The following is a 20295-nucleotide window of genomic DNA, read 5'->3' as shown; positions in this document are numbered from 1 at the left end:
AGATCAGAACGGGTGGGCGGCGAGCTGCTTGGCGACGAGGTCGGCGAAGACGTCGTGCTGGAGCAGGGTGAGGGTGTTCGGCGCGTCCACCGTGTGCACCTCGGTGTTCGGGGCGACCCGGTCCCAGCGGGCCGCGTCGTTGCCGGCCTGTTCGGGAAGCTGGAAGACGGTCACGTCGCCGGCGTACGGCCGGGGCTCGTAGTGCTCCTGGGCGAAGATGCCGGCCGCCCACACCGCCTGCTTCCAGTAGAGGTCCCCGGGCTGCTGGTCGTCGTCCAGCCAGGCGACGTCCACCATGCCGGCCAGCAGCCGCTCCTGCTGGGCGCTCAGGTCGGTGAGCTCGAAACGGCCGCGCAGCGCCGCCAGCCGGAAGTCGTAGAGTTCCCGCAGGCCCCAGCCCGGGTCCATCTCGGTCGACCCCGGCGGCATGGTGTTGGCGATGATCAGCGCGGCGACCTGCTCGCCGGCCGCCTCCAGCTGGCGGGCGATCTCGAAGGCGATCCGGCCGCCGGCGCAGGGACCGATGAAGAGGTACGGGCCGTGCGGCTGGACGGTACGGATGTCGCGCAGGTAGCGGGCGGCCATCTCGACCAGCGACAGCGGCGGCCGCTCCCGGTCGGCCATGCCGACCGACTGGATGCCGTAGACCGGACGGCCGCCGCGGAACCGGTCGACCAGCCGACGCTGGAAGCCGACGTTGCCGGTGCCCCAGTGGAAGGTGAAGACCGGGGTGCCGGTGCCGTCGGGCGCCAGCGGGACCAGCGTCGGCGCGCCGGGGGCCGTGAGCGGGCTCAGGCCGGTGGCCCACACCTCGTCGAAGCCGGGATCGGTGCCGGCCGCCGGGGTGCCGGATCCCAGGCTCGCGGCGATCGCGGCCGGCGTCTTGTGGGTGTAGACCTGCTCGGGGGTCAGTTCGATCCCGTGGCGGCGGGCCTCGGCGACCACGTTGACGATCAGCAGCGAGTAGCCGCCGAGGTCGAAGAAGTCGTCGTCGGGCTCCACGTCGACGTCGAGCAGGTCGGACCAGATGTCGCAGATGACGGCGACGGTGGTGGGCATGGTGGTTCCTTCCGGTGGGCGGGGTGAGGTGCTGCGGGCCGGATCAGGCGAGTGCCAGATCCGCGCGGTGGCTGGTGAGGGCGGCGAGGATGCCGGCCAGCTCGTAGCGTTCGCGGGTCTCCGGGTGGGTGAACTGCGCGGCCAGCAGGTCGGCGAGCCGGCGGGGACGGACCAGGTCGATGCCGCGGGTGTGCAGCTCGTCGAGGTCGGCCCGGGTGAGGTGGGAGTAGTAGCGGGCCTGGGAGCCGTCCTGCGGCTGGTCGGTCCACTGCCCGCCGGCGGTGATCCCGGTGATGGCGGTGCGCAGCAGGTCCTGGGCGAGGTCCCGCTGGTCGTACATGTTCTCCAGCACGGACCGGTCGTAGTCGAGCCGCCGGAACGCCATGTTGATCACCGCTCCGGCGTCCCACTCCTCGTTGACCCGGTGCAGGGTGAAACCGGCGTGGCTCTCGCCCTGCAGCATCGACCGGGCGAAGGTGAGCACGCCCCGGTAGGCCGGCAGCAGGCCCGGATGCAGGTTCGCGAAGAGCGGGGCCTCGCCGGGGCGGGGCCGGAAGTGGTCGATCAGCGGCCGCCGGAACTTCTGGTAGCAGCGGATGGAGAAGCCGGCCCGCACGCCGGAGTCGGCGAGGTACGACACGAAGGCGCTGTCGTTGACGTCCGGCACCACCCGCACCACTACTCGGCCCTGGTGCAGTTTGGCGATGCCGGCCGGGGACAGCAGCCGGCCCACCTGGAGGCCGGGGCGGCTGTCGAGGTACGGGTACACGTAGTCGTTGAGCAGCGAGCGCTCGTACCGGAACAGGTCACGCAGTTCCGGTTCGGCGTTCGGGTTCGCCCGCTGGCCGGTGAAGAAGAGGTACGGGGTGTGGTTCTGGGCGAGCAGGTCGTCGACCAGTCCACTGACGATGAGATGGGAGGTGACGTCGTTTCCTACGAAGAATGCGATCCGCATGGTTCCCCCGTGGTTTCTGGTCAGCGGTTGTCCGGCCGGCGGTGGACGAGGTGCGCGGTCATGGCCGCGGTCGCGCGCCGGGAGTTCGTGAGGTTGGTTTCCAGGGAATTGGTGTAGAAGTGCACGCCGCGGGTGAGCGGTCCGACGTAGAAGGTGCGTTCGGAGGCGGATCCGTCCGGCCGGATGACCCGCATCGTGTCGAATTCGACGTCGACGCCGCCGAGGCGATGCGGCCTGATCTCGCCGCGCATCAGCATGTTCTGCAGCAGCGACGAGTCGCTGCGTTCGAGGGCGAAGCCGGTGCCGGTCGCGTTCAGCAGGTAGTCGACGCGCCGCCGGTACGGCTCGCCGTGCACGCCGGCGAGTTCGAACTCGTCCCGGTCGGGGTCGTGGGTCACCGAGGTCAGCCCGCTGAGCGCGTCGAAGCGGCCCGCCTCGGCCATCGCGAGCAGCCGCCGGCCGTTACGCAGCGGCACGCAGTGCCGGAACATCGCCCAGATCGAGAGATGGTTCTCGAGGAACTCGGCGCGGGCCTGCTCGGTCATCCAGTCCCACAGCTCCGGGATGATCTCCGAGGTGGCGTCCAGGATGTAGTACCAGGCTGTCTGGCCGTCCTCGGCGAGGGCGACGTCGTGCCGCAGCGCGTCGAGGAACGGTTTGTGTGCCTCGGTGAACACGGCCGCCCAGTCGACGGGGCCGAGCGCGTCCTCCAGTTCGGCCCGGAACAGCCGTACCACGTCGTCCAGGTCCAGCCGCCGCGACCAGCCGCCGGTGAGGGCCGCCAGGTTGTCGCGGGTGATGTGCCGCAGCCGGGGGCTCATCCGCGGCCCCTGCACCTTGGGCAGCGACCGGCGGCGGGCCACCGCGGTGACCGGGCCCCGGTGCCCCTGCTCGCCGAGCGAGAGCAGCACGTCGACCGCGGTCAGGCTGGTACCGATCACACCGACCCGGGCGTCCGGCGGGATCTGCCGCAGCCCGGAGCCCTGCCACACCGAGTGCACATAGGTGGGCAGCTTGCAGAACTCCAGGTAGTCGGTGGACGGCAGGTCGCCCAGGCACAGGACCGCGTAGTCGAGGGCGAAGTGGTCGACGCCCGCGATGACGTGGACCAGGCCGTTCTCCTCCCGGCAGTCGCTGACCACCGCGTGATGCACGTGCACCCGGATCCGTGCGGCCCGGGCCGCACGGACCGCGGCGTCGAGGTGTTCGCGCAGGTAGGCGGCGAACAACCGGCGGGGTACGTACTCCTCGGACTCGGGCCGGTCGGGGCGCTCGCGCATCCACCGCAGGAAGTGCATCGGGTCGTCCGGGCGCAGACTCATCGTCACGGCGCGCATGTTGAGCAGGTGGCAGTCCTCCGGCGTGCTGTAGGCCACGCCGGCGCCCAGCTCGTCGCGGGGCTCGAACAGGTGGATGCTCGCGCCGGACGGGTCGCCGCCGGCGATCAGGGACTGAACCAGTTCGACGAAGACTCCGACGCCGGTGGCGCCCATCCCGACGACCCCGAAGCGGGGCCCTGTGGACATCGGTGACATTCTCATCGCCTTCCGACGGGCTTTCCGCTATCCAAGGTCGATGAGCTGGTGACGTTCCGGGCCGACGGAGACGTACCGGATCGGCGTGCCGACCAGCTCCTCGATGCGCCGCACGTACGCGGCTGCCGTATCGGGCAGGTCGGCGAAGTGCCGTACGCCGGTGATGTCGGCGTCCCAACCGGGCATCGACTCGTACACCGGGGTCGCGCGTTCCAGCAGGTGCGTCATGGGGAACCGGTCGGTGACCACGCCGTCGACGTCGTAGCCGACACAGATCCTCAGCTCGGGCAGCCCGCTGAGACTGTCGAGTTTGGTGACGGCGAGCTGGGTGGCGCCCTGCACCTGCGCGCCGTAGCGGGAGGCGACGGCGTCGAAGTGTCCGATGCGGCGTGGCCGGCCGGTGTTGACGCCGTACTCGCCGGACGCGGCCCGCAGTTCGTCGGCCCAGGCCCCGTACTCCTCGGTGACGAACGGCCCCTCGCCGACGCAGGTGGAGAACGCCTTGAGCACGCCGGTCACCCGCGACAGGCTGTGGCCCGGCAGGCCACCGCCGACCGGCGCGTATCCGGCCAGGGTGCTGGAGGAGGTGGTGAACGGGAAGATGCCGTGGAGGATGTCGCGCAGCGCACCCAGCTGGGCCTCGAAGATGATGTGCCGGTCGCCCGCCGCGACGGCCGCCGAGGTGAGGTCGGTGACGTCGCGGACCCGGTCGCGCAGTCGCCGGCCGTACTCCAGCGCCCATTGCAGAGTCTGCTCCAGACAGATCTCCGGCGCGTCCGGATACAGCCCGCGATGGGTGAGGTTCTTCCATTCGACGATCGGCTTCAGCCGGTTGCGCAGATGGTCGGCGTCGAACAGTTCGCCGACCTGGATCGCCTTCTTCAGGAACCGGTCGCCGTACACCGGTGCGATACCCCGGCGGGTGCTGCCGAAGGAGGCGTCCGCGAGGCGGTCCTCCTCCCATCCGTCCTGGTCACGGTGGAAGGGGAAGCAGACGGTCGCCCGGTCGGAGACGAACAGGCGTGACGTGTCGACCCCGAGGGCCTCCAGTTCGCCGATCTCCTCGGCGAGCCGTTCGACGTCGATGACCGCGCCCGGCCCGAGGATGTTGACGGTGCGGCCGGAGAAGATGCCGGACGGAACGAGCCGGAGCTTGAATGTCCCGCGCTCGTTGATGACGGTGTGGCCGGCGTTGTTGCCGCCCTGATAGCGGATGACCATATCGGCCTTCTGAGCCAGATAGTCGATCATCCTGCCTTTGCCCTCGTCGCCCCAGTTGATGCCGACGACGGCGTGCAGTTCCGTTGCCAAGAGAACCTCGGATATCTGATTCGCATACAATTCCGGGACATTTACGCCGGTGTACGCAGGTGGTGCGATGCTCGTTGGAGCCGCGCATTCAGGCCGCCATTGGCCGGTTGGCAGTTTGCACGATCACCTAGGCGGCCGCAAGCCATTCGGTGGATCACCAAACCGGACTAAAAGCCATCCAATCGGGCGCTACAGAGTGCACGGCAGGCACTGCAAGCTGGGAGAACATCAATTTTCGGGTAATTCTCAGCGCGATTTCATCACTGTCGAATCGCTTCGAATGGCCACTTCCGGCCACCCCGCCGTCCTGGCCAGAACCGACCACTTCCGCTACCTGCCGCATGCGCTAAGAATGGAGACGAACCACCGCGCCACCGAAACGGAGCAGTTTTATGTCACGCCTCACACGCATCATCCTGAGCGCCCTCGCCCTGGCCGCCGTCCTCACGCCGGTCATCGAGACCGCCGACGTGAGCCGGGACACGGCCGCCCACAGCGTCAGCCCGGCCAGCCTCATCTGGGACTGACCGCCGCATGCGTCTGTTCCGCGCCACCGTCGTCGCGGACCACGCCTGCCCGCCCGGCGCCCTCGAACACCGGATCGCCGGCGCGCTCTGGGCGAACGCCACGGCGAAGGATCTCGTGGAGCACATCGCCGTTCGCGTGGGCGTGGGCCGCATTCACATCGGGATCTTCACTCGATGCCCGTCCGACAACCGCGCTCAAGCACTCGTCGAGCGTGCTCTGCGGCCGCCCGGGTCGCCCCCACCGCCACGACGGCGTCTCGTGCTCCGCTACGGCCGGAGCACCCGCGTACCGCAAAATCCCTGACCAGAACCGGGCCGAACCGGAAACCGCAACCCAGCACGGCCTAGATCACCATCGCTTGTCACCCGCCTCGCATTCATGCAACCATCGCGGCCGCCAAGATCAGCGCGCGGTTGCGTGAATTACGGGGAGATTTCAAGATGTTGGCAGCCTTCGGGCTCGACGCCGTGGCGGAGAAGGTCTACTGGCAGATGCTTGCCGAACCGCACTGGGGCGTCGCGGAACTGGTGACCCACCTGGCCGTCCCCGAGGCGGAGCTGCGCACCGCCCTGGACGCGCTTTTCGAGATGACATTGGTACGGGACTCGATCGCGCACCCCGGCAGGCTGCGCGCGGTCAGCCCGGAGATCGGCCTCACCTCCGCACTCGCCCAGCAGCAGGCCGAACTCGCCGAACGCCAGCAACAGGTCGCCGACAGCCAGGCGGCCATCGCCCAGATGATCAGCCGCCTCGACCACCCGGGCCACTCCCCCACCGCCACCACGCAGATCCTCGGCATGGACGCGGTCCAGGACCTCCTGGCCCGGATGGCGCGGGAAACCCAGTTCGAGGTGCTCACCTTCATGACCGGCGGCGCACAGTCGCCGAACGCGCTGGAGCACGCCCGCCGCAACGACACCGAACTGCTCGAACGCGGCGTACGCATACGCGCCATCGGCCTCGACAGCATCCGCAACGACCGGGCCACCCTGGCACACGCCCAGTTCCTCACCGACAACGGCGCCGAGTTCCGGACCTCCGCCGTACTGCCGTCCCGGATGATCCTCGCCGACCGGCGCATCGCGGTTCTGCCCGTCGACCCGGCCAACACCCGTACCGGGGTGCTGCACCTGACCAACCCCGGCGTCATCACCCCGCTGCTGGCGCTCTTCCAGCAGGTATGGGACATCGCCACCCCGTTCGGCGCCACCCACGAACCGGACCGGCAGGGCCTGAACCCGCAGGAACGCGCCCTGCTGGAACTGCTGTCGGAGGGACACACCGACGAGTCCGCCGCCAACCAGCTCGGCGTCTCCCACCGCACCGTACGCCGAACCATGGCGGGCCTGATGGAACGCCTCCAGGCCCGCAGCCGCTTCGAAGCCGGACTCCGCGCCGTCCAGCACGGCTGGCTCTAGCACCCCGCCACGGGCCGGAAGGGCGCCCGTGGTGAGGTCAGGGCCGGGTGAAGCAGGGCGAGTGCACGAACACGGCGAGCCCACTGCCGGACGTGCTCTCCACATCCAGGTTGAAGCCGTCTCCCGTGTCGGCGGTCAGAACGGCCTGGTCAGTGCCGATCTTGCGGTCGTCGGTGACGGTGTAGCCCTGGGCCGCCCACTCCGCACGAACCCGGTCGGCGGTCACCTGACGGTTCTCACCGGCCGGCACGTCGACGTTGTAGGTCCCGAGGATGCTGTAGACGTCGCTGCTGCTCTCCCCGAGTTTCCCGGTGCACGGCGCCGGCCCGGTCTCGGCATTGCGCAGCGGCATGCCGATGGTCTTGGCGATCGCATCAGCGTGCTGCTGCACCAGCGCGGTCGTATCGGCCTCGGACTTCGACTCCACGAATTCTCCCGAGCAGGCGGTGACGGACAACAGCAGGGCAACGGCCAGAACGCCGATTCTGACGGATCTCAACGAATGTCCTCCGGGCGCTCACCGCTGTTGAGCGTCGTCTGGCTGTACATGCCCGCGAGGATACGAGCCTGGTTCTTCAAGCTGTCACTGCCCTGATTCCAATAGCTGGTGTGCCCGCCGGTGTCGGCCACCCAGTTGTTGGCGCCGAACCCGGGCGACGTCGGCGCATCACCGTGGGTGCTGTCGGCCGCGGTCTCGGCACCCCAGAGCGCCACACCCGCGACGGGGCTCGCCGCCCCGACCATGATCTTGTCCCAGGGGCCCAGGAACTTCGCGTCGGCGACCGGATCGGTGCTGCTCGCGCCCGCCCACACGTGCCGGGAGTCGCCGTGCAACTGGCTCGCGTTGTCGACGTGCATGCCGGGGCTGCCGGCGACCACGATGTCGTCCACGGGCAGGCTGCCGGTCCTGGCCGCCTCACCGACGACCGTCGACCCGTACGAATGACCCATCGCCACCAGGTGCGCCGGATCGCCCTCGTGGGTGGCGCGGAGGCCGTTCATGAAGTTCAGGTACGGGTCACGGCCGGCCACCGACCGGTCCTCCAGCAGCACCGACGGGTTGTCCAGATCCGGCGCGTCGTAGCCCAGCCAGTAGACCGTCGACACGTCGCCGCCCCGCCCACCGGTCAGCCTGTCCGCCTCCCGGTTCATCTGGATCATCCGATCCAGGTTGGTGTCCATGTCGCCGTACAGGGTGGAATCCAGACCGGGCACCCACACCCCGGCGTGCCGGGCGGTGTCCGGGTCACCCACCGCGATGACCAGCTTGCCGTGCCCGTCGTACGCCCCGGCGTCGACACCGAGCAGGAAGCCCTTGTCGCCGAGTTTGTTCAGCGCCTCTTCGACCTTGTGAATGTTGCGCAGCTCCTTCTCCAGCGCGTCCCGTTCCAGGGTGGGTAGCTGGAGCTGCCGCAGAACCTGCTGTTTCCGGTTCTCCAGGGCGGTCCGGTTGGCCTCGTCGCGGTCCGCGGCCGGCACCCCGTCGAGCCAGCCGATCCGCTCCGGGAAATCCCGGATCAGCTGGTCCTGCTGCGCCCGGCTCAGCGACTGCCACCAGTCGTACACCTCGGTGGGGGTCTTGCCGTTGATCTCGTCGAGCGGGGTGCACGTGGCGAACTCCGGCCCGGCGCCGGGCCCACCCGGCGCCGGCATGCAGGCCCGTACCGCGGCGCCGGTCTGCTCGTCGAGCTGGGCGGCCCGCGCGGCCAGGTCCCGCAACTGCTCGTTGTAGCCCTGCACGAGCCCCGGCATCCGGGCCGCCTGCGCGGTGTCGGTGACGCTTCCCGGCGCGGGCGAGACCGTCGCGGTCGTCAGGTCGACGGTGAGGCCGTTGCCCGCACATTCCGCGACGATCGCGCCGAGCATCCCCTGCAACTGCCACACCGCGTCACCATGGGCACGCAACGCCTGGCTGATCTTGCGGCACGGCTCGTGGGTGTCCGCGATCTCCACCCGCAACGCCGCCGCCCGCTGCTCGGCCTCCGTCCCGGTCGGCCACACCGTCGCCAGGTCACGGGAGTCGGCGACGAACTCGTCCAGCCGGTCGTCCATCGCCTCGGCCAGCCGTCCCCACGCGTCCGCGGCCTCCGCGAAAGCGGCGGGGTCGGTCTCCTTCAACAGCGCGAGCGTGACCGTCACCGGCCGTCCCCCTGTGGGACAGGAACGTTGAAGCTACGCGTCGGCGCGGGTGACGGCACGGGAACGTGGAAGGATCCCGCCGCGGCCCGGTCGGCGGCCTCGAACTCGTCCGCACTCGCGACAAGGTCGTCGCCGAGCTTCCGCACCCGCTGGGCCAGCCCGTTCAGATGGGCCCGCCAGCCCGCCGCGGCCCCCGACAGCACCGGCGCCGTGCCCCACTCCGCGGCCCGGCCGGCGACCGTCAGGTGCGGAACAGCCTGCTCGATGGCGTGGTCGACCGCGATCAGCGGCGTCCTGACCCGGACCCCGGTCCGGCGTAGCCCTTCCACGTCGATGTGCACATCCGGCTGCAAACCCGACCTCCCCCGCACGATGACAACGTCAGCAGAGCCTACGATCAAGAAACAAGCCCGGCGTACGGGCTCGGCCTGCCGGCCGGCGCAAGATTGCCGATCCGGTGCGAGTGCCGGCCTGGCGAGGTTACGTTCGGGAGATGTCGACCGGCGAATCCGGCAACCCACTGAGCAACGACGACTCCGTCATCGCCGCTTACAGTGCGGGTCAGCCCGTTCCCGAAATCGCGGCTCAGCATCAGATCAGCCCCGAGGCCGTGTACGAGATCGTGCACAAGATGGCGACCGCACCGGCCAACTTCTGCTCGGCCTGCGGCGCTGCTCTTCCGGCCGCGGCCGGCTTCTGCCCGCAGTGCGGCAACCCCGTCGCCGGGGTGGCCGGACCCGGCGCCGCCGAGCGGCCGGTCGCCATGTGGGCGGTGCTGGCCGCCGGGATCCTGGCGATCCTCGGCTCATTCCTGCCCTGGGCCGTGATAAGCGCGCCCATCATCGGCACCATCAGCAAATCCGGCGTCGACGGATCGGACGGCTGGGTCTCGATCGTACTCGGCGCGCTACTCGCCGCCTACGCCGCTGTGCGGCTGAGCCCAAGACATCTGCCCGGCACGGTGACCGCGCTGGCCGGCCTCGTCGCCGCCCTGCTCATCGGCCTCGCGATCGTGGAGTTCGTCGACCTGCGGTCGAAGGCCGACGACATGAGGTCCACGATGGCGGATCACGACGACCCGCTCGGCATCGGCGCCGCCATCAGTAACGCGGTGCAGGTCAAACCCGGCCTCGGACTGTGGCTGGTGGCCGCCGCGGGGCTGGTCGGCGCCATCGCCCTGCTCATCGCGGTAACGGGTCGAGGCGGCCCGGGCAAGGTGGCCGGCGCTGCCGGTGCCGCGGTGCTGGTTGCCGGCGTGTTGGCCGCAGCCGTGGTCACGATGAGAGAACAGGACACCACGACCAGCCCGAACGTGGTCATGGCCGCCTCGACGGCCAAGGGCGTCGTGACACCGGTGGACCCGCCGCGGACGATCGATCTCGCCGATGATCACTACCTGAAGCTGGGATTCGCGGTGCAGTTCAGCGACGACGTCACCACCCAGCCCGATCTCGACGCCGCCAGAACCGCCGCCCTCGACACCTATACGGGCCGCCCGATCGCCGCTGTCGAGTCAAAGGACGGCCGGGCTCAGCTCAAGTCCGAGTTTCTGGCCCGGCTGCGGGAGGCCTACCCCGGCACCGTCCTGGACGTGTACTACACCACGTTCGTGACGCAGTGACTCACCGAGGTCAGGCCGAACACGAAACCCACTTGAGCTCAGCGGAACCGGTCGACGGTGACGGGGATCAGCCCCTGCTGCCGCATCTGCGCCGTCAGGCCGTGCAGCAACACACCGACCGCTTCGTCCCGCTCTCCCCCCAGGTCGCAGGTCACGTCCAGACCCCAGGCAGCACCTGCGGCGACCCTGCGCAGATCCCAGCGGAAGGTATCGCCGGACACGTGGCGGTGCACCACTCCCACGACGCGGGCCCCGGGATCGGCAAGATCACCGGTGACCGGCATCCGCCACACACGGCTGAGCGCATCAAGGCCATCCCGGGTCAACTCGTTGACGAACAGGATCCGATAGACACGCGTCTCCCGGAACCCGGGGGTGGCCGCCGGCCCGCTGAGCCGCAGCGGCGGCGGCTGAGCAGCGGGAAGGTCACCGAAGCACGCCCGCAACGCGGCCTCACCCGGTAGATCGGCGCCACACGCGTTCCGATAGACCTCCGCTGCTGCGGCGCGGCCGACGGCAACCACGTGGGCCCGCAGTGCGGCATCGAGGCGCAGGCGCCGACTGGTGTCCGCGCCGTCGCGCCAGCCACCGTCTCGCCGGCTCCAGAAGGCGCTCACCAACCCCGCCGAGGAGTGGTCCACCGCGAGCAGAAACTCCTCGGCCAGCAACCCGTCCAGCTCACCGACATGATCGTGGATCACGTAGTAGTGCAGTGAGGGTGACGGGTCGACCGCTTGCCGTGCGAGAGAAGTTGTCGTCACAGGCCGATTCTGCGGCGCGGCGACACGTTACCTCGGACAGGCTCGCCCGACACCCCGGATCAGGGGCCGGTGGCTCTTTCTCATACATATTCAAAGGACGGGGCATCTTGGCGAGAGTCCGGTGACCCCCGACCGGCCCAGCGGAACCGGATCGCACGGGACCGGCTGATTTCCGTAACACCGCAGCTCAAGCGGCTACCGCCGCGACGGTCTCGGGCTGCCATTCGCTGACGGTGGTGACGGCGGCCTGCATGGGGAAGACCTTCTCGACGAGGACCCGGTGGACCTCGGGGTCGTTGTCGAGGCAGGCGTCGGCCAGGACCGTGAGCTCGAAGTCGCGGTCGGCGGCCTCGCGCAGGGTCGACAGCACGACCCCGCTGGTGGCGATCCCGGTGAGGACCAGGTGGTCGATGTTCTGCGCGCGGAGGACCAGGTCGAGGTCGCTGCCGGTGAAGGCGCTGACCCGGCGCTTCGTGACGATGACGTCTCCGTCGGCGGGGGCGATCTCGGGGTGGATCGGGTTGGGCCCGCCGGCGTGCGGTGAGCCGGCGAGCCGGCCGAACATCCGGTTGCGGGTGCTGATCTCCGGCCCGCCCGGGCGGAAGCCGACCGCGATGTGGATGACCGGGATGCCGGCCGTACGGGCTTTCTTGATCGCCCCGGCCAGGCGGGGCAGGTAGCCGGGGTCGGGGTAGCGGGCGACCACGGCCTCTTGAACATCCATGACCAACAGCGCACGCATCACAGCCCCCTCTTTCAAGTCATCAGCTGATGACTTGGCGACTGTAGGCGCCCACCTCCGACCTAGTCAACAGCTGATGACTTATCATGCCCGAATGTCTTCCGATTCAACGTCCGCGCCGGCCGGGCGGCGGCGACGGGACGCGGGCGCGACGAAACAGGCCCTCCTGGAAGCCGCGCAGGCCCGGTTCGCGCAGGTGGGCTACGAGAGCACGACACTGCGGGACGTCGCCGCCGACGTCGGGGTCAACCTGGCACTGATCAAGCGATACTTCGGCTCCAAGGAGGGCCTGTTCAAGGCCGCCCTGGCCGCGTCACCGCGACTCATGAACGACGTCCCCGCCGGCCGTGCATCCCTCGCCGAGGCCCTCAGCCGGCAACTGGCCACCGACTCCTGGCCCGAGTTCGACAAGCACCCGGTCCTGATGCTGCTGCGCGCGTCCGGCGACGAACAGGTGACCGCGCTGCGCCGCGAGGCCCTGGAGGGCGCCGCGCAGCGCATCCTGGACGCGCTCGGCACCGGGTCCTCGCCGGCCGACCGGAGCGCGGACGGCCTGCTACGGGCGGAATTGCTCGTCGCGCTGGGCGTCGGCGTCGCGGTGCTCCGCTCGGCGGTCGGTCTCGAGCCGCTGGCCAGCGTCTCCGCGGAGGAACTCGCCGGCCCGATCCAGGGCATCGTCGACGGCCTGATGGCCTGACTCTCCGCACGCGCGGGGCAGCTATCGAACCGAGCCGGTCCCGGCGTGGGTGAAGGCCTCGGCCAGCGGCCCGTCCGTACGGCGCAGGCTGGCGATGGCACGACTGGCCCGGCTCTTCACCGTGCCCGTCGAGCACCCCAACTGGGCGGCGATCTCCCCCTCGGAGAGCCCCGCCCAATAGCGCAGAACCAGCACGACCCGCTGCCCGGCCGGCAACGCGCGCAGGGCGGCCAGCACCGCCTCGGCGGTGTCGTGGCGGGCATAGGCGTCGCCGGCCGCGGCACGGTCGGGTGGCGCCGCGGCCGGGATCTCCCCACGCCACAGGCGCCGCCCGAAACGCCAGGCCGCCCGGGCCATCACCGTCCGCGTGTACGCCTCCGGGTCGCCCTCGGGAGACAACCTGCGCCAGGCCCGGTACGTCTTCACCAGCGACTCCTGGGTGAGGTCCTCGCCGTGGCCGCGGTCGCCGGTCAGCAGCGTGCCGTAACGGACCAGAGCCGGATAGCGCGCAGTGACGAACTGCGCGAAGTCGGGCGCCTCGTTCACCGTACCCCGATCCCGTAAATGGTCTTCAGCTCGGCGACCGTCTCGTCGCTGAGCCGCACCCGTCCACCGTGCGACGACACCGCTTCCTGGCAGTCGCCGCCGAGAGCGATCACCACGACGGTGGTGTCCCCCGGCCCCGGGGCCGGGGACGGCTCCGGGACCGGAGAAGTTTCACCCTCCGCCGCCTTGATGACGATCTCCACGGTGGCCTGCGCACTACCGGCGCACGCCTGCGCGTCGGCGACCGCGTCCTCCTGCTCACGCAACAGCCCGAGCAGCCGGTCGATCGTCGCCGGCGCCCGGATCCGGCCGATGTCCTCCGGCCGCACCAGGCCGGCGGCGTCCGAGATGACGAGGTCGGCGACCGCCGCGGTGCGGGGCACCGCAAGGGTTCCGGCGCCGGCCGGCGCACTCCGCATCGAGGCGATGAACTCGCCGGCGGCGGCGCTGTCGAGGCGGAACAGGAGCCTGACCCGGGACCAGGGCAGAGTCAGTACGACGGAGGAACCGGAGGCGCGCTCCAACCAGCCCGGCTCGCCGCCCGGCAGCGTGATCAGGGCGGGCGGGGCGACCACACCACCCTGGATGACCGGACTGTCGAGGTTGATCACCCGGCCGCCGGTGATGGTCACCGGCGCACTGAAGATCTCCACCGCGGACATCCGGCACTGCTCGTCGCGGTGGACGCGGATCAGAATGGTCCTCGACGTGTCCGTGCAGGGCTGGTCCGAGGTCGCGGCCCGCCAACCATCGGGAACCGGGAACCGGACCGCACCGGCCACCACCGTGCGGCCGTCGGCGTAGGGTGCCGCGGGCACGGCCGCGACGACCCCGGCGTCCGGTCCGCCGGTCAACCGCGGGCCGACCACCGCACCGCTGACGGCCAGCCCGGCACACGCCACGGCCGCCGCCATCAGAGCCGACCGTCGCCGCGCTGACCGGCCACGCCGCAGCACCGCCCCGACCGGATCCGGGGCGACCGGTTCGACTCCGGCCACCGCCTCGTTCAACAACTGGCTGATCCGTTCCGTCATACCCTTCCCAAAGCCCTCACCGGACGGTTCGGTTCCATGGAAGCACCGGCGAAATTCCGACAGCCCGGAGCGTCGGTGCACGCCGAAAGGCTCGGGGCGGTCGTAGGCTCACTGCCGTCACCGACGACCTCGCCCGCGTGGAGAAGCCGATGAGCGTTCTGAAGGCCCTGCTGTCCGGACTCAGCGGCGGCACGATCGAGGTCGTCGATCTCACCGCGCCACTGTCCGCGAGCACCCCGATCCTGCAACTGCCGCCACCGTTCGCGAACACGATCCCCTTCGGACTCGAGGAGATCAGCCGCTACGACGACCGCGGCCCCGCCTGGTACTGGAACGACATCCACACCGGCGAGCACACCGGCACCCATTTCGACGCTCCGATCCACTGGGTGACCGGCCGCGACGGCGACGACGTGTCGCAGGTGCCGCCGCGACGGCTGGTCGCCCCCGCGGTCGTCGTCGACGTCGCCGACCGGACCGCGAAGGACCCGGACTTCCTGCTCGAAGTACGGCACATCCGCGAATGGGAGGCCGGGCACGGGCCACTGCCCGAGGGCGGCTGGCTGCTGCTGCGCACCGGCTGGGACACCCGCTCCGGCGACCAGCAGGCGTTCCTGAACGCCGACGAGACCGGCCCGCACACCCCCGGCGTGTCGGTGGAGGCCGCACGATGGCTGGCCGAGGAGTCGCCGGTGATCGGCATCGGCGTGGAGACGGTCGGCACCGACGCGGGCGCCGCGCACTCGTTCGACCCGCCGTTCCCGTGCCACTCCTACCTGCTGGGGGCGAACAAGTACGGGCTCACCCAGCTGCGCAACCTGGACCGGCTGCCACCGACCGGGTCCGTGGTGATCGCGCCGCCACTGCCGATCGTCGGCGGTTCCGGCAGCCCGGTGCGAGTCCTGGCCCTGATCGAAAAGTGAGCGACCTGACCGTGGCCGGCCTGGTCGGCGAGACGCTCGCGAAACTCGGCGCGGACCGGGTGTTCGGCGTCGTGGGCAGCGGCAACTTCCACGTCACGAACGCGCTCGTCGCGCACGGGGCACGGTTCGTGGCGACCCGGCACGAGGGCGGCGCGGCCACGGCGGCCGACGCGTACGCGCGGGTCAGCGGCCGCCCCGGGCTGGTCACGGTGCATCAGGGCTGCGGGCTGACGAACGCCATGACCGGCATCGCGGAGGCGGCGAAAAGCCGTACCCCGATGGTCGTTCTGGCCGCGGAGCCGGCCGCGACCGCGCTGAACTCGAACTTCCGGGTGGACCAGGACGCGCTGGCCCGCGCGGTCGGCGCGGTCCCGGACCGGGTGCACAGCGCCGCGACCGCGGTCGCCGACACCGCACGGGCCTGGCGGACCGCGGTGCGTGAACGGCGGACCGTGGTGCTCAACCTGCCACTGGACGTGCAGGCCGCCGCCGCCGAGCCGGCCGATCCGCCACCGGCGCCGGCGGTGCAGCCGCCCCGCGCCTCCGACGACGCGGTGACCGCTCTGGCCCATCTGCTGGACCGGGCCGAACGGCCGGTGTTCATCGCCGGCCGGGGCGCGGTCACGGCCGGCGCCGAGGTCGCCGACCTGGCCGCGAAATGCGGCGCGCTGCTCGCCACGTCGGCCGCGGCGCGGGGCCTGTTCGCCGGCGACGACTGGAACCTGGACGTCTCCGGCGGCTTCGCCACCCCGGTGGCGGCCGAGCTGATCCAGGCCGCCGACGTGGTGGTCGCCTGGGGCGCGTCGCTGAACATGTGGACCAGCCGGCACGGTTCGCTGATCGCCCCGGACACCGTAGTGGTGCAGGTGGACCTGGACGAGGCCGCCTTCGGCGCCCATCATCGCATCGATCTCGGTGTCTGCGGTGACGCGGGGCCGACGGCGGTCGCGGTGGCTGCCGCGCTCACCGGCCACCGGGTTTCCTATCGGACCGATACGGTACGGGAGAAGCTGCGCGCCGGCTCACGATGGCGTGACGTGCCGTTCGACGACGACGGCGACGACACCCACATCGACCCGCGGACGCTGGCGATCGCCCTCGACGACCTGCTGCCCGCCGAGCGGGTGGTGTCCGTCGACTCGGGCAACTTCATGGGCTACCCGTCGATGTTCATGTCCGTTCCGGATCATCACGGGTTCTGTTTCACTCAATCGTTCCAGTCGATCGGCCTGGGCCTGGCCACCGCCCTCGGAGCGGCCCTGGCGAGCCCCGGCCGGCTGCCGGTCGCGGCGTGCGGCGACGGCGGTTTCCTGATGGGCATCGCCGAGCTCGACACCATCCGCCGGCTCGGCCTCGGCATGCTCATCGTCATCTGGAACGACGAGGCGTACGGCGCCGAGGTGCACCACTTCGGCCCGGCCGGCCACCCGATCTCCACGGTCGTCTTCCCGGACACCGACCTGGCCGCGATCGCCCGTGGGCACGGCTGCGCGGCGGTCACCGTACGCGGCCCGAAGGATCTCGCCCCGGTCCGCGAGTGGCTGGCCGGCCCACGCGACGTCCCGATGGTCATCGACGCGAAGGTGGCCGCCGGCCGCCCGTCCTGGTGGCTGGAGGAGGCGTTCCGCGGCCACTGACGGATGACCACGGACGCGCTCGCCCACCTTTCTCGCATGTCTTTCTCGCATGTCACAGAACGGACTGCTGCCGTGTCTTGAGCAAGGACCCGGACGTCGCCGCGTGGCGGAAACGGAGCCATCCGCCGGATGCGCTCGCCCGCACCGTGACCGGCACCGGGCACTCCGGCACAACGAGGAAGGGCAGATGGTCATGCGTATCGCCGTCTTTGGAGCTAACGGTCCCACCGGTCGTCTCCTCACCGGCCAGGCGCTGGAGAAGGGGCATCAGGTCACCGCGGTCACACGCCGGCCGGACGTGTTCCCCCTGCGCCATGACGGACTCGAGGTGTTCGGTGCCGACGTGCTCGATCCAGCGGCCGTCGACGCCGCGGTGATGCGGGCGGACGCGGTGCTCTCAACGCTCGGGGTACCGGCCGGAAGGAAGCCGATCCACACCTACTCACGTGGGGCGGCCAACATTGTCGCCGCGATGAGGCGGCACGGCTTGCGCAGGCTCGTCGTGGTGAGTTCGAGCGGCGTCGATCCGCACCCGTACTCCGACGGAGGGTTCCTCTTCAACCGCGTGCTGATGCCCTACGTGACACGGGTGCTGGGTAAGACGATGTACGACGACATGCGCCGAATGGAAGCACTGGTCCGCGCCAGCGACGTCGACTGGACGATCCTGCGCCCGAGCGGGCTCTACCACTTGGATTCGGCCACTGAATACGCCGTCGTCGAGGGCCACGCCGATGGCAGGTTCACCGCACGCGTGGACCTGGCGGCGGGCATGCTGGCCATGCTCACCGACGACCGCTACGTCCGCGCCACCGCCGGCATCATCACCACCGTAGGCATTCCCACCATTCTCCAATGGATCAGGCGCGAGGCACTCGCAAGCCGATGAGCCGCGGACACCGGACCGTCCGCGGAGGGCATATGCCCAGCTGTTCACGCTGCGGGCGGACGGTTACCGGAGCCGGTAGGCCGGCGTGTACTCGGGTGCGGTCTCGGGAACGTTCGGGTAGCGAATGCTGCCCTCGGTCTCCCACCAACGGTTGGTGTACTCACTTGGGTTCTTGTATTCGAATATCGCCGCCAGGCCGAGTAGGGAAATCGGGTTGTCTGCCCAGAAGTCCCAGCCGTCCCGCTGAGCACAAAAGGTATCGTTTTCCCGGTCGTACCAGATCGAGAATCCTTTCTGTTCCAGAACTGCGATCGCTGTCGTGTAGACATTTACGTGTTCGCTCAGCGTCGGCATCCCGGCTCCTGTCTGTCTCGGATGAGGGTCATCGCGGATCGATCATATGAAGAGAACCTCCTCCGCACGCCGCCCGCTCCACCGGCAGCGTCCGGACCGCGGCGCCCTGCCCGGCCTCCCACGCCGACCACAGCCTGGCGTAGACGCCGCCGGCGGCGATCAGATCAGAGTGCGTCCCGTTCTCGGTGATGCGGCCGTGCTCCATCACCACGATCCGGTCGCACGCGGCGGCTTGGGTGAGCCGGTGGGCGATCACCAGCCCGGTACAGCCGGCGAGACCGGGAAGTCCTGATCGCCGGAGCTGGTCGTGCCCGCTCAGGACATAGGTGATCCACAGGTGCGATCGGGGCAGGTCGACACCGCTTCCGACGATATGGGCGGGTGACCGAACCACGCACATCCTGAGGGAGCGAATCGATGGACGCCATCAGCGGAGTCACCTCGTCGAGCGATGCCCGGGCGCAGCTCGTCAAGTACCAGCAGCAGCTGGCCAAAGACCTCGCGGCCAAGGCCGCAGCCAAGGTGATCAACGCCGACCGGGCGGCCGTGGCCAAGGCCGAGCAGGCGGTGCAGCAGGTCGAGCGTTCGGCCGCGGCGACCGGTTCCATCGGCACAACCCTGGATGTCACGGTCTGATACTGAACGATCTCGCTCCCCCACCGCGGACGGCTTCGTCCGGACATACGCTGGCCGCATGACGACTCTTGCCGGCCGCACCATCGCGGCCCTGCGCAGTGAGCACGACGGTCTCGCGGATCTGGTTGCGGGGCTGTCCGACGGGCAGCTCACCGGCCCGTCGGGCGCCTCCGCCTGGACGGTCGCCGACGTGCTGTCGCACCTCGGCAGCGGCGCCGAGATCACCCACGCCGGTTTCCGGGCCGCGACCGGTGAGGCCCAGGCGCCCGGCCCCGACTTCAACCAGGGCGTGTGGGACCGCTGGAACGCGATGAGCCCACGGGACCAGGCCACCGGCTCGATCGACGCGAATCAGGCGCTGGTCGCCGGGCTCGAATCAGTGCCCGAGGACCGTCACGCGGACCTGCGGGTCAGAACCTTCCTGCCCGATCCGGTGCCGTTCGCGTCGTTCGCCGCGCTTCGGCTGAGCGAGGTCGCCCACCACACCTGGGACGTACGGGCGGGCCTCGACCCGGCGGCCACCCTCGCCGACGGCTCGGCCGAGGTCCTCGCCGAACACCTCAGCGGCGGCCTGGGCTTCCTGCTCGGCTTCATCGGCCGCACGAAGGAGGCACCCGACCACGCCGTCGTCGAGATCAGCGGCACGGCGTACCGCATCGTCATCGACGACTCGGTGCGGCTCACCACCGAAACCCTGCCCGCCACCGCGACGTTCACCGGCTCGCTGGAGTCCGTGCTGCGGCTGCTCTATGGACGGCTCGCCCCGGAGCACACCCCCGACGGCACCACGGTGACCGGCAACATCACCCTCGACCAACTGCGCGCCGTCTTCCCCGGCTTCTGATCACATCCGGGCCGGATCCCGGTGGTACGGGTAGAGCCGTTCCACCGGGAGAAGCGCGGTCGCCGCGTCCACGTCACGAGCGTCGAGGTGACCCCGGATGCGGCGCACCAGCGGGGTCACGTCGGTGATCCCGGTGATCCACTCGTCGGCGTAGCGGGGCACCGCCACACCGCCGAGGCCGAGTTGCAGGGAACGGTAGGGCAGCTCACGCAGGTGCAGATCGCGTTCCGGGTCCCACTGCACGCGGGTCGGCGCCTGCTTGAGCGCACGCTGCCAGGTGACCCGGTCGGGGTGGACATCGCGCACGTAGTGGCTGAGGACGGCGTTGTCGAGCGCCCACTCGAAGCCGGCCCGGGTGATCGAGATGGCGAGGACGTGCTCCTGGCCGGGTTTGGTGGCCCAGCCGCAGCGGTACATCATCCACAGGAACGACGGTTTGATCCAGGTCATCCGCTCCCGCTTGAACGGCGGCACGAACCGTCCCGCGCTGACGGCCGGCACGGCGATCAGCGGCGAGTAGGCCTGGTAGACGGTGATCGTGCTGTCGTCGTACACCGCTCTGATCTCGTGTTTCACGCGCCCCATGGTCGAGGTTCGCGGTCGCCACCGCGACCGGATTTCCGCACAACGGCGTCATCGCCCACAGCGAAGCAGCCGGCTCAGCGG

23 protein-coding genes and 1 pseudogene are annotated in these 20295 nt (G+C 70.2%); 10 read left to right on the top strand and 14 right to left on the bottom strand.

Annotated features, from left to right (window positions below; translation table 11 throughout):
• Window positions 1-3: 3 nt before the first annotated feature.
• Genes BJ964_RS30470 through BJ964_RS30455 form a run of 4 tightly spaced genes read right to left on the bottom strand, consistent with a single transcriptional unit; the run spans window position 4 to window position 4860 of the window.
• Window positions 4-1059 carry a thioesterase domain-containing protein gene (locus BJ964_RS30470; protein WP_188123888.1) on the bottom strand — a complete coding sequence of 352 codons (1056 nt, stop codon included), beginning with the start codon at window positions 1057-1059 and terminating at the stop codon, window positions 4-6.
• A gap of 43 nt (window positions 1060-1102) precedes the next feature.
• Window positions 1103-2014 (bottom strand): formyltransferase family protein, encoded by a 912-nt coding sequence (locus BJ964_RS30465; RefSeq protein WP_188123887.1) that lies wholly within the window; start codon window positions 2012-2014, stop codon window positions 1103-1105.
• Window positions 2015-2034: 20 nt separating this feature from the next.
• Complete coding sequence (locus BJ964_RS30460) at window positions 2035-3540, bottom strand: FAD/NAD(P)-binding protein (protein ID WP_188123886.1); 1506 nt, start codon at window positions 3538-3540, stop codon at window positions 2035-2037.
• A 36-nt stretch (window positions 3541-3576) separates the two neighbouring features.
• Entirely contained in the window at window positions 3577-4860 is a 1284-nt protein-coding gene (locus BJ964_RS30455; protein WP_203832783.1) for an adenylosuccinate synthase, read from the bottom strand.
• Between the two features lie 392 nt (window positions 4861-5252).
• Here BJ964_RS30455 and BJ964_RS48275 point away from each other — a divergent pair, with 392 nt between their 5' ends.
• The 3 genes from BJ964_RS48275 (at window position 5253) to BJ964_RS30445 (ending at window position 6806) form a co-directional block, all read left to right on the top strand.
• Window positions 5253-5387: a hypothetical protein gene (locus BJ964_RS48275; protein WP_262479376.1), complete on the top strand. Its 135-nt coding sequence runs from the start codon at window positions 5253-5255 to the stop codon at window positions 5385-5387.
• 7 nt (window positions 5388-5394) lie between these two features.
• Window positions 5395-5691 (top strand): hypothetical protein, encoded by a 297-nt coding sequence (locus BJ964_RS30450; RefSeq protein WP_188123885.1) that lies wholly within the window; start codon window positions 5395-5397, stop codon window positions 5689-5691.
• A 137-nt stretch (window positions 5692-5828) separates the two neighbouring features.
• A complete protein-coding gene (locus BJ964_RS30445) occupies window positions 5829-6806 on the top strand; it encodes a helix-turn-helix transcriptional regulator (RefSeq protein ID WP_188123884.1) in 978 nt (325 codons plus the stop codon).
• 37 nt (window positions 6807-6843) lie between these two features.
• Here BJ964_RS30445 and BJ964_RS30440 read toward each other — a convergent pair whose 3' ends face one another.
• The 3 genes from BJ964_RS30440 to BJ964_RS30430 are packed head-to-tail and all read right to left on the bottom strand — an operon-like array spanning window position 6844 to window position 9298.
• A complete protein-coding gene (locus BJ964_RS30440; protein ID WP_188123883.1) occupies window positions 6844-7305 on the bottom strand; it encodes a hypothetical protein in 462 nt (153 codons plus the stop codon).
• Window positions 7302-8945: an alpha/beta hydrolase gene (locus BJ964_RS30435; RefSeq protein WP_229807212.1), complete on the bottom strand. Its 1644-nt coding sequence runs from the start codon at window positions 8943-8945 to the stop codon at window positions 7302-7304. The genes BJ964_RS30440 and BJ964_RS30435 overlap by 4 nt, the downstream gene beginning before the upstream one ends.
• Window positions 8942-9298: a hypothetical protein gene (locus BJ964_RS30430; protein WP_188123882.1), complete on the bottom strand. Its 357-nt coding sequence runs from the start codon at window positions 9296-9298 to the stop codon at window positions 8942-8944. The genes BJ964_RS30435 and BJ964_RS30430 overlap by 4 nt, the downstream gene beginning before the upstream one ends.
• Window positions 9299-9438: 140 nt before the next feature.
• Between BJ964_RS30430 and BJ964_RS30425 the strand changes: the two genes are divergently transcribed.
• On the top strand, window positions 9439-10566 hold the full coding sequence (locus BJ964_RS30425) for a flagellar basal body-associated FliL family protein (protein ID WP_188123881.1): 1128 nt from the start codon (window positions 9439-9441) through the stop codon (window positions 10564-10566).
• A 38-nt stretch (window positions 10567-10604) separates the two neighbouring features.
• Here the strand turns inward: BJ964_RS30425 and BJ964_RS30420 are convergent, their stop codons facing one another.
• Both BJ964_RS30420 and BJ964_RS30415 read right to left on the bottom strand, forming a co-directional pair.
• Window positions 10605-11327 (bottom strand): hypothetical protein, encoded by a 723-nt coding sequence (locus BJ964_RS30420; RefSeq protein WP_188127581.1) that lies wholly within the window; start codon window positions 11325-11327, stop codon window positions 10605-10607.
• Window positions 11328-11514: 187 nt separating this feature from the next.
• Window positions 11515-12051 (bottom strand): cysteine hydrolase family protein, encoded by a 537-nt coding sequence (locus BJ964_RS30415; protein WP_188123880.1) that lies wholly within the window; start codon window positions 12049-12051, stop codon window positions 11515-11517.
• Between the two features lie 112 nt (window positions 12052-12163).
• Between BJ964_RS30415 and BJ964_RS30410 the strand changes: the two genes are divergently transcribed.
• Window positions 12164-12766 (top strand): TetR/AcrR family transcriptional regulator, encoded by a 603-nt coding sequence (locus tag BJ964_RS30410; RefSeq protein WP_188123879.1) that lies wholly within the window; start codon window positions 12164-12166, stop codon window positions 12764-12766.
• 21 nt (window positions 12767-12787) lie between these two features.
• On the opposite strand, the gene BJ964_RS30405 is transcribed toward BJ964_RS30410, so the two are convergent.
• A complete protein-coding gene (locus BJ964_RS30405) occupies window positions 12788-13312 on the bottom strand; it encodes a SigE family RNA polymerase sigma factor (protein WP_188123878.1) in 525 nt (174 codons plus the stop codon).
• The gene (locus BJ964_RS30400; protein WP_188123877.1) at window positions 13309-14346 is read right to left on the bottom strand and encodes a hypothetical protein; all 1038 of its coding nucleotides are present in this window, start codon (window positions 14344-14346) and stop codon (window positions 13309-13311) included. Before BJ964_RS30400 ends, BJ964_RS30405 begins: the two co-directional genes overlap by 4 nt.
• A gap of 149 nt (window positions 14347-14495) precedes the next feature.
• On the opposite strand from BJ964_RS30400, the gene BJ964_RS30395 reads away from it, so the two are divergent.
• From BJ964_RS30395 to BJ964_RS30385, 3 genes are all read left to right on the top strand, one after another.
• Entirely contained in the window at window positions 14496-15269 is a 774-nt protein-coding gene (locus tag BJ964_RS30395; protein ID WP_188123876.1) for a cyclase family protein, read from the top strand.
• Window positions 15266-16906: a thiamine pyrophosphate-binding protein gene (locus tag BJ964_RS30390; RefSeq protein WP_229807213.1), complete on the top strand. Its 1641-nt coding sequence runs from the start codon at window positions 15266-15268 to the stop codon at window positions 16904-16906. Before BJ964_RS30395 ends, BJ964_RS30390 begins: the two co-directional genes overlap by 4 nt.
• 187 nt (window positions 16907-17093) lie before the next feature.
• The gene (locus BJ964_RS30385) at window positions 17094-17795 is read left to right on the top strand and encodes an NAD(P)-dependent oxidoreductase (RefSeq protein WP_229807214.1); all 702 of its coding nucleotides are present in this window, start codon (window positions 17094-17096) and stop codon (window positions 17793-17795) included.
• A gap of 63 nt (window positions 17796-17858) precedes the next feature.
• Here BJ964_RS30385 and BJ964_RS30380 read toward each other — a convergent pair whose 3' ends face one another.
• Together BJ964_RS30380 and BJ964_RS30375 are read right to left on the bottom strand one after the other, a co-directional pair.
• The gene (locus BJ964_RS30380; protein ID WP_188123875.1) at window positions 17859-18149 is read right to left on the bottom strand and encodes a hypothetical protein; all 291 of its coding nucleotides are present in this window, start codon (window positions 18147-18149) and stop codon (window positions 17859-17861) included.
• 28 nt (window positions 18150-18177) lie between these two features.
• A pseudogene (locus BJ964_RS30375) lies at window positions 18178-18423 on the bottom strand (hypothetical protein); the annotation flags it as partial.
• 143 nt (window positions 18424-18566) lie between these two features.
• On the opposite strand from BJ964_RS30375, the gene BJ964_RS30370 reads away from it, so the two are divergent.
• Window positions 18567-18785, top strand: a complete 219-nt coding sequence (locus BJ964_RS30370; RefSeq protein ID WP_188123874.1) for a hypothetical protein — start codon at window positions 18567-18569, stop codon at window positions 18783-18785.
• A 58-nt stretch (window positions 18786-18843) separates the two neighbouring features.
• A complete protein-coding gene (locus tag BJ964_RS30365; protein ID WP_188123873.1) occupies window positions 18844-19629 on the top strand; it encodes a maleylpyruvate isomerase N-terminal domain-containing protein in 786 nt (261 codons plus the stop codon).
• Here the strand turns inward: BJ964_RS30365 and BJ964_RS30360 are convergent, their stop codons facing one another.
• On the bottom strand, window positions 19630-20214 hold the full coding sequence (locus tag BJ964_RS30360; protein ID WP_188123872.1) for a DUF4291 domain-containing protein: 585 nt from the start codon (window positions 20212-20214) through the stop codon (window positions 19630-19632).
• Between the last annotated feature and the right edge of the window lie 81 nt (window positions 20215-20295).

Origin of the sequence: Actinoplanes lobatus (genome assembly GCF_014205215.1) — a bacterium.
Taxonomy (GTDB): domain Bacteria; phylum Actinomycetota; class Actinomycetes; order Mycobacteriales; family Micromonosporaceae; genus Actinoplanes; species Actinoplanes lobatus.
The sequence above is the reverse complement of the archived record's forward strand: the minus strand, read 5'-3'. Positions and strand labels throughout refer to the sequence as shown.